Genomic DNA, 5197 nt, shown 5'->3' on the forward strand with positions numbered 1-5197 from the left:
GAAGGCCGCGCGCAGGCGCCCCTCCGCGAGCAGCGGCTGGAAGCGCTCCTCGTTGCGGCGCTTGATCCGGAAGAGCTTCTCCTTGCGATAGGCGAGCGTCACCGCCGTGTGCTCCTGGAGGGCCAGACCCATCGCCGCTTCGATGGCGCTGTCGCCGCCCCCGACGACGAGCAGCTTCTCCCCCGCGAAGGACGCGGCATCGAGCAGCTTGTAGAAGACCTTCGCGCTCTCCTCGCCCGGCACCCCCAGCTTGCGCGGCGTGCCGCGGCGGCCGATCGCCAGGAGCACGCGCTCGGCATCCCAGTGCTGTGCGCCGGCCTTCACGCGGTAGCCGCCTGCCGGCAGGGGCGCGAGGCCGTCCACGGCGTGGCCGATGGCGAGCGGCAGCGCGAAGCGCGCAATGATCTCGCGCCAGATGGCGAGCAGCTCCTCCTTCGTGTACTCCTCGCGATCGAGCGCGCCGTAGAGCGGGATCGGCACCGGTTGCGTCAACACTAGCTTCTTGCGCGGGTACTGCAGGATCGTGCCGCCCGCCGCCTCCCGCTCGACAACGAGGCTGCGCAGGCCGGCCTCCTTGGCCGCGAGCGCGGCCGCGAGGCCGGCCGGCCCCGCCCCCACGATGAGCAGATCGAGACGATCCCCCGCCGCGCGCGGCTGGGCAGCGATGTGCCGCACGGCCTGCACGCCTTGCACAACGGCGTTGCGGATCAGCGCGTAGCCGCTCAGCTCGCCGGCCACGTAGACGCCCGGCAGGTTGGTCTCCAGGTGCTCGTCATGCTGCGGGATGTCGTCGCGCGCGCCGAGGTCGCCGAGGCCGACCTGGATCCCCTCGACGGGACAGGCCACGGCGCAGAGCCCGTGCCCCACGCACTTGAGCCCGTTGATGATCACCGCCATGCCACCCAACAGGCCCAGCACTTCACCCTCGGGGCAGGCCGCTACGCAGGCGCCGCAGCCGATGCAGCGCAGGTCGTCCACCTGCGGGTGCTGAGCGATGGCGCGGTCCGCGCCGAGGGCGACGGCCTCCGCGCGCCGCGCCGCCATCTCGCGCTCGCGCTTGCGGAAGGCGAGCGCGTAGGGCACGACGATCGCCAGCACGAGCAGCAGGGTGCCGCCCCAGATGAACAGGCCTTCCATGCTAGAAGCGCCGTCCCAGCTCGGCGCCCAGGTGCCGGCCGCGCTGATCGTCGCCACTGTCGGCCTCGATCGCGAGGGCCAGCCAGCTGCGGGCGGGCAGCGCCAGGCGCAGGTCGGCGCGGAGCCAGTGGTTGCGTCGGGCCTCCAGATCCTGCGGCGTGTAGAGGTAGGCGCCGCCGGCCAGACCCAGCTCGTGCCCGGCCGGGAAGCGCCGTCGCAGCTCCGCACTCGGGTGGAGACCGCTGGCCGCCTCGCCATCGAAGCCGTTCACGCGCAGGTCCAGGTGCAGCGAGCGCAGGGCCGGCGGATCGATGCCAAGATCCAGGCCCCAGCTCGTCGTACCCTGCGCATCGCCCCTGCGCTCGCGCCAACCGCCCCGCGCTCCAAGGCGAAGGCTGCTCAGCCCCGCTGGACGCCAGGACAGGTTCAGGCTGCTGCCACTGGAGCGCGCATCCTGGAAGAGGCTGTCGGGCAGGGAGCGCTGCTCGCCGTCCAGGATCGTCGTGCGGCGGTCGACGCGCAGGCCGAGGCCGAAGTCCGCGCGCGGTCTCCAGTCGGCGCCGGCGTTGAGCGCGCTGAGCTGCAGGGCATCGGCCGCGCGCTCGCGGCGCCAGTCGCGATTCCAGTCCAGCTCGACGCGCTCGCGCAGGGTCCAGGCGCCACGCTGCCAGGAGCTGCCCGCGAGCAGGTAGTCCCGGCTGCTCGCCCCATCCAGGCGCTCGCTCACCGCCTCCAGCGACCACTGGGCGGCGCTCAGCCGTTGGCGGAGGTAGAGGCCGCCGCGATCGCCGCGATCGGCAATCCCCTCGGCGGACCAGTCGGGCATGGCGCCATAGTAGGCGCCCAGTTCCGTTTCGCCCAGGCGCAGCCCGATGAGGACGCCATCGAGCGCACCGGCTGCGGACTGGCGGCCGCCGCCCAGTCGCCCACCGGCCAGGTGCCAGCGCCCTCGACCCGCACCGAGCTCGATCGCGGCGGTGTAGAGTCGCAAGCGCTGCTCGCTGCTCGCCGCCGCGGTGGCGTTCTCGCTGCGCTGCAGCGTGCGCTGGCGCAGGCGCAGTTCGACTCTCAGGTCACGGCCGGCGAGGTTCTCGCCCCGCAGGCCGAGCTGCGCACTGAGACGATCGTAGTCGCGGGCCGCGGCGCCGTCGTCGCGGAAGCCCTCCCAGCCCAGACTGAGGCTGCCACCGAAACGGCCGCGCAGAGCGAGGTCTGGGGGCCTGGTTCGCCGCATCCCCTCGGCGCTGCGGCTGCGCGCCGGCGCCGCGGGGCTCGCCGGCACTGGCGCGAGCGCCGTCACCCGCATGGGCCCGCGCACGCGATCGCCGGCGGCGAGCGCGACGCGCGCTTCGAGGACGCGGCAGGCGGCCGAGTGCTCGGCGAGGTGCAGGAGGAGCAGCCGCGCCACGGCCCTGCCCTCGCGGAGCACCTGCAGGGTGTCCCCCTCGGCGAAACCGGCCGCGCTGCCGGCGTCGAGATAGACCTGCTCGGCCGAGAGGTAGCGAATGCGCGCCTCGGGTGCCCCGGCCTCGCTCCGGGCCGCCGCGCTGAGCAGCACCAGCAGAAGCAATACGCCGCGCATCACTCGCTGCCATCCGGGTGGCAGGTGAAGCAGGCGTTGCTCTCGTAGACGTAGTCGTTGACGTCGTTGTGGTGATCGTCCGTGTTGTTCTGGTTGTGCTCGTGGCAGAAGATGCACTCGAAGATCGCGTAGTTCGTGGGCTGGACGTGGCAGTCGGCACAGGTATCCCATTTGCCTCGGTGCTTGCCCGAGTAGATCGGGAAGAGCTGATCGTGATCCCAGGTCGAAGGCGACCAGGCCTGCGTGGAGTGGCAAGTCAGGCAACCGGTGCCGAAGCCGCTCGTCACATGGTTCGGCTCCGTCGTCCCCTCGAAGTCGGCCTGGTGGCAGGCGTAGCAGTCGGTGGGCGTGCCCGAATAGCCGCCGCCGTGGCAGTCCAGGCAGCTCGCGCTCGTGTGCGCGCCCGTGAGCGGGAAGGCCGTGTTCGCGTGATTGAAGGTCGCCGGCGACCAGGCCTGCGTGGAGTGGCAGGACTGGCACTCGGTGCTGAAGCCGGCGGCCGCATGGCCGGGATCGTCCGTGCTGTCATAGTCCGACTGGTGACAACCGATGCAGCTCGTCGGCTGGCCCCCGAAACCACTCTGGTGGCAGGTCAGGCAGTCCAGGCGCGCATGGGCGCCGCTCAGCGGGAAGAAGTCGCCGTGGGCGAAGTTGCTGTCGCCCCAGCCGGGCGCCACCGAGGAATGGCAGCCAAGGCAGTCCGTGGACATCCCCGCGGCGGCGTGGTCGGGCGCCGTCGTGGCCGCGTAGTCTGCGGCGTGGCAGGCGTAGCAGTCGCTGGGCGTGCCCGCGAACTCCTCGCCCTTGGCGCCGACGTGGCAGGCCTCGCAGTCCACCTGGGCGTGCACGCCGAGCAGCGGGAAGCCGCGCGCGGCATGCAGGGCCAGGGCGCCCCCGGTGGGCTCCCAATCCTGGGGCGTGTGACAGCCCGCGCAGTCGAAGCCGAGTTCGCCGGCGTGGATGTCGAGATGGCAATCCGCGCAGGCCGAGGCCACGCGGCCGAAGCGCAGGTCGGCGTGGCAACCGTCGCAGTTGGCCTCGGCATGGGCCCCGACGAGCGCGTAGCCCGTGCTGTCGTGCTCGAAGCCGCGACCGGCGACGAAGCGCCAGCTCTCCGTGGCGTGGCACTGCGTGCAGTCCGCCTTCAGCGGACCGTGCGGGCTCTGCACGCCGCGAGCAGCGGGCTCGACCTGCCCCAGCGGCCCCTCGCTGGCGCCGAGCAGGGCGAGGACGGGCAGCGGCAGCAGCAGCCAAGGCAGGACGCGGCGGATGTCCGCGCGTTTGCGGATCACGGCCGACCTCCTTGTGTGGATTGGGTGGTAACGAGGTCCGGGTGACAGCCCTTGCAGTCCGTGGGCAGCGGCTTGTAGCGCAGCGTCACGGGCTGCCCCGCAACCGCCGGCAGTGGCGGATGGCAGACCGTGCAAGCCAGCGGCGCGTGGGCCCCGTCGAGGGCGAAGCGGGCGCCGCGATCGTGCTCGAAGCGGGCGGCGAACCAGTCGCGGCTGTCGTGACAGCGCTCGCAGCGCGTGGCGGTCTCGCCGGCCAGCACGAACTGCCCCTGGTGCACGTCGGCGTGGCAGGCCGCGCAGTCCTTGCCTAGACCGGCGAAGCGCAGCACCCCTGCCGGCTGCTCCGCGATGGGCGCGTGGCAAGCGCGGCAGGCGAGCGCGGCGTGCCGCTCGGCGAGCGGGAAGGCCGTCTGCGCGTGATCCCAGGCCACGGCGCGCCAGCTCGTCACCTGGTGGCAGGCCTCGCAGCGGCGCGCCTCGCCGGCGAGCGCCATGGCCTTGCCGTGCGGATCGGCGTGGCAGGTGACGCAGCGCATGTCCTGGAAGCGGAAGCGCCCCGCAGCGAAAGCCGCCGTCGGCGCATGGCAATCCCGACAAGCCACGGCCAGGTGCGCCCCAGCCAGTGGGTAGCGACACTGCGCGTGCTGGGCGAGGCCGAAGGTCGCCGGCACGAAGCCCTTGATGCCGGCGTCGTGGCAGTCGCTGCAGTCCCGGAGCTTGCCGGCCAGCTTGAACTGGCCGTCGTGCTTGTCCGCGTGGCAATCGACGCAGCGATCGTGAGCGAGCGGCGTGCGCGGCGCGCCCGGCTTGTGGCAGGCGGCGCATTCGACGGCCGCGTGCTTGCCGCGCAGGGGATAGCGCGTGCGCTCGTGGTCGAAGCGCGCGCTCGCGCCCTCTCGCCAGCCGATCTCCGTATGGCAGCTCGCACAGGCCTCCTTGAAGCGGCCCGCGTGCGGATCGCGGTGACAATCGCGGCAGTCGGCGAAGGCGACCCCCTTGAAGGCGATCTGCAGGTCGCGCGTTGCCGCGGCCCCGCTGCGCGGATGGCACTTCTCGCAGGCCAGCTCGGCGTGGCGACCGCGCAGCAGATAGCGCGTCGCCGCGTGATCGAAGCCGCCGGCCGGCCGCCAGGCATCCTCACTGTGGCAGCGTAGACACTGCGCGCCCAGTTCACCGCGATGGGGGG

The 5197-nt window shown here is 72.7% G+C and carries 2 protein-coding genes; both read right to left on the bottom strand.

The features are described from left to right. Positions 1-1395 (bottom strand): FAD-binding protein (locus tag FJ251_13160; GenBank protein MBM4118657.1); only part of this gene is annotated, 1395 nt, incomplete at its 3' end. A 1323-nt stretch (positions 1396-2718) separates the two neighbouring features. Beyond that, entirely contained in the window at positions 2719-4011 is a 1293-nt protein-coding gene (locus tag FJ251_13165) for a hypothetical protein (protein MBM4118658.1), read from the bottom strand. Positions 4012-5197: the final 1186 nt, after the last annotated feature.

The sequence above is a fragment of the bacterium genome (genome assembly GCA_016873475.1).
GTDB lineage: Bacteria > Krumholzibacteriota > Krumholzibacteriia > JACNKJ01 > JACNKJ01 > VGXI01.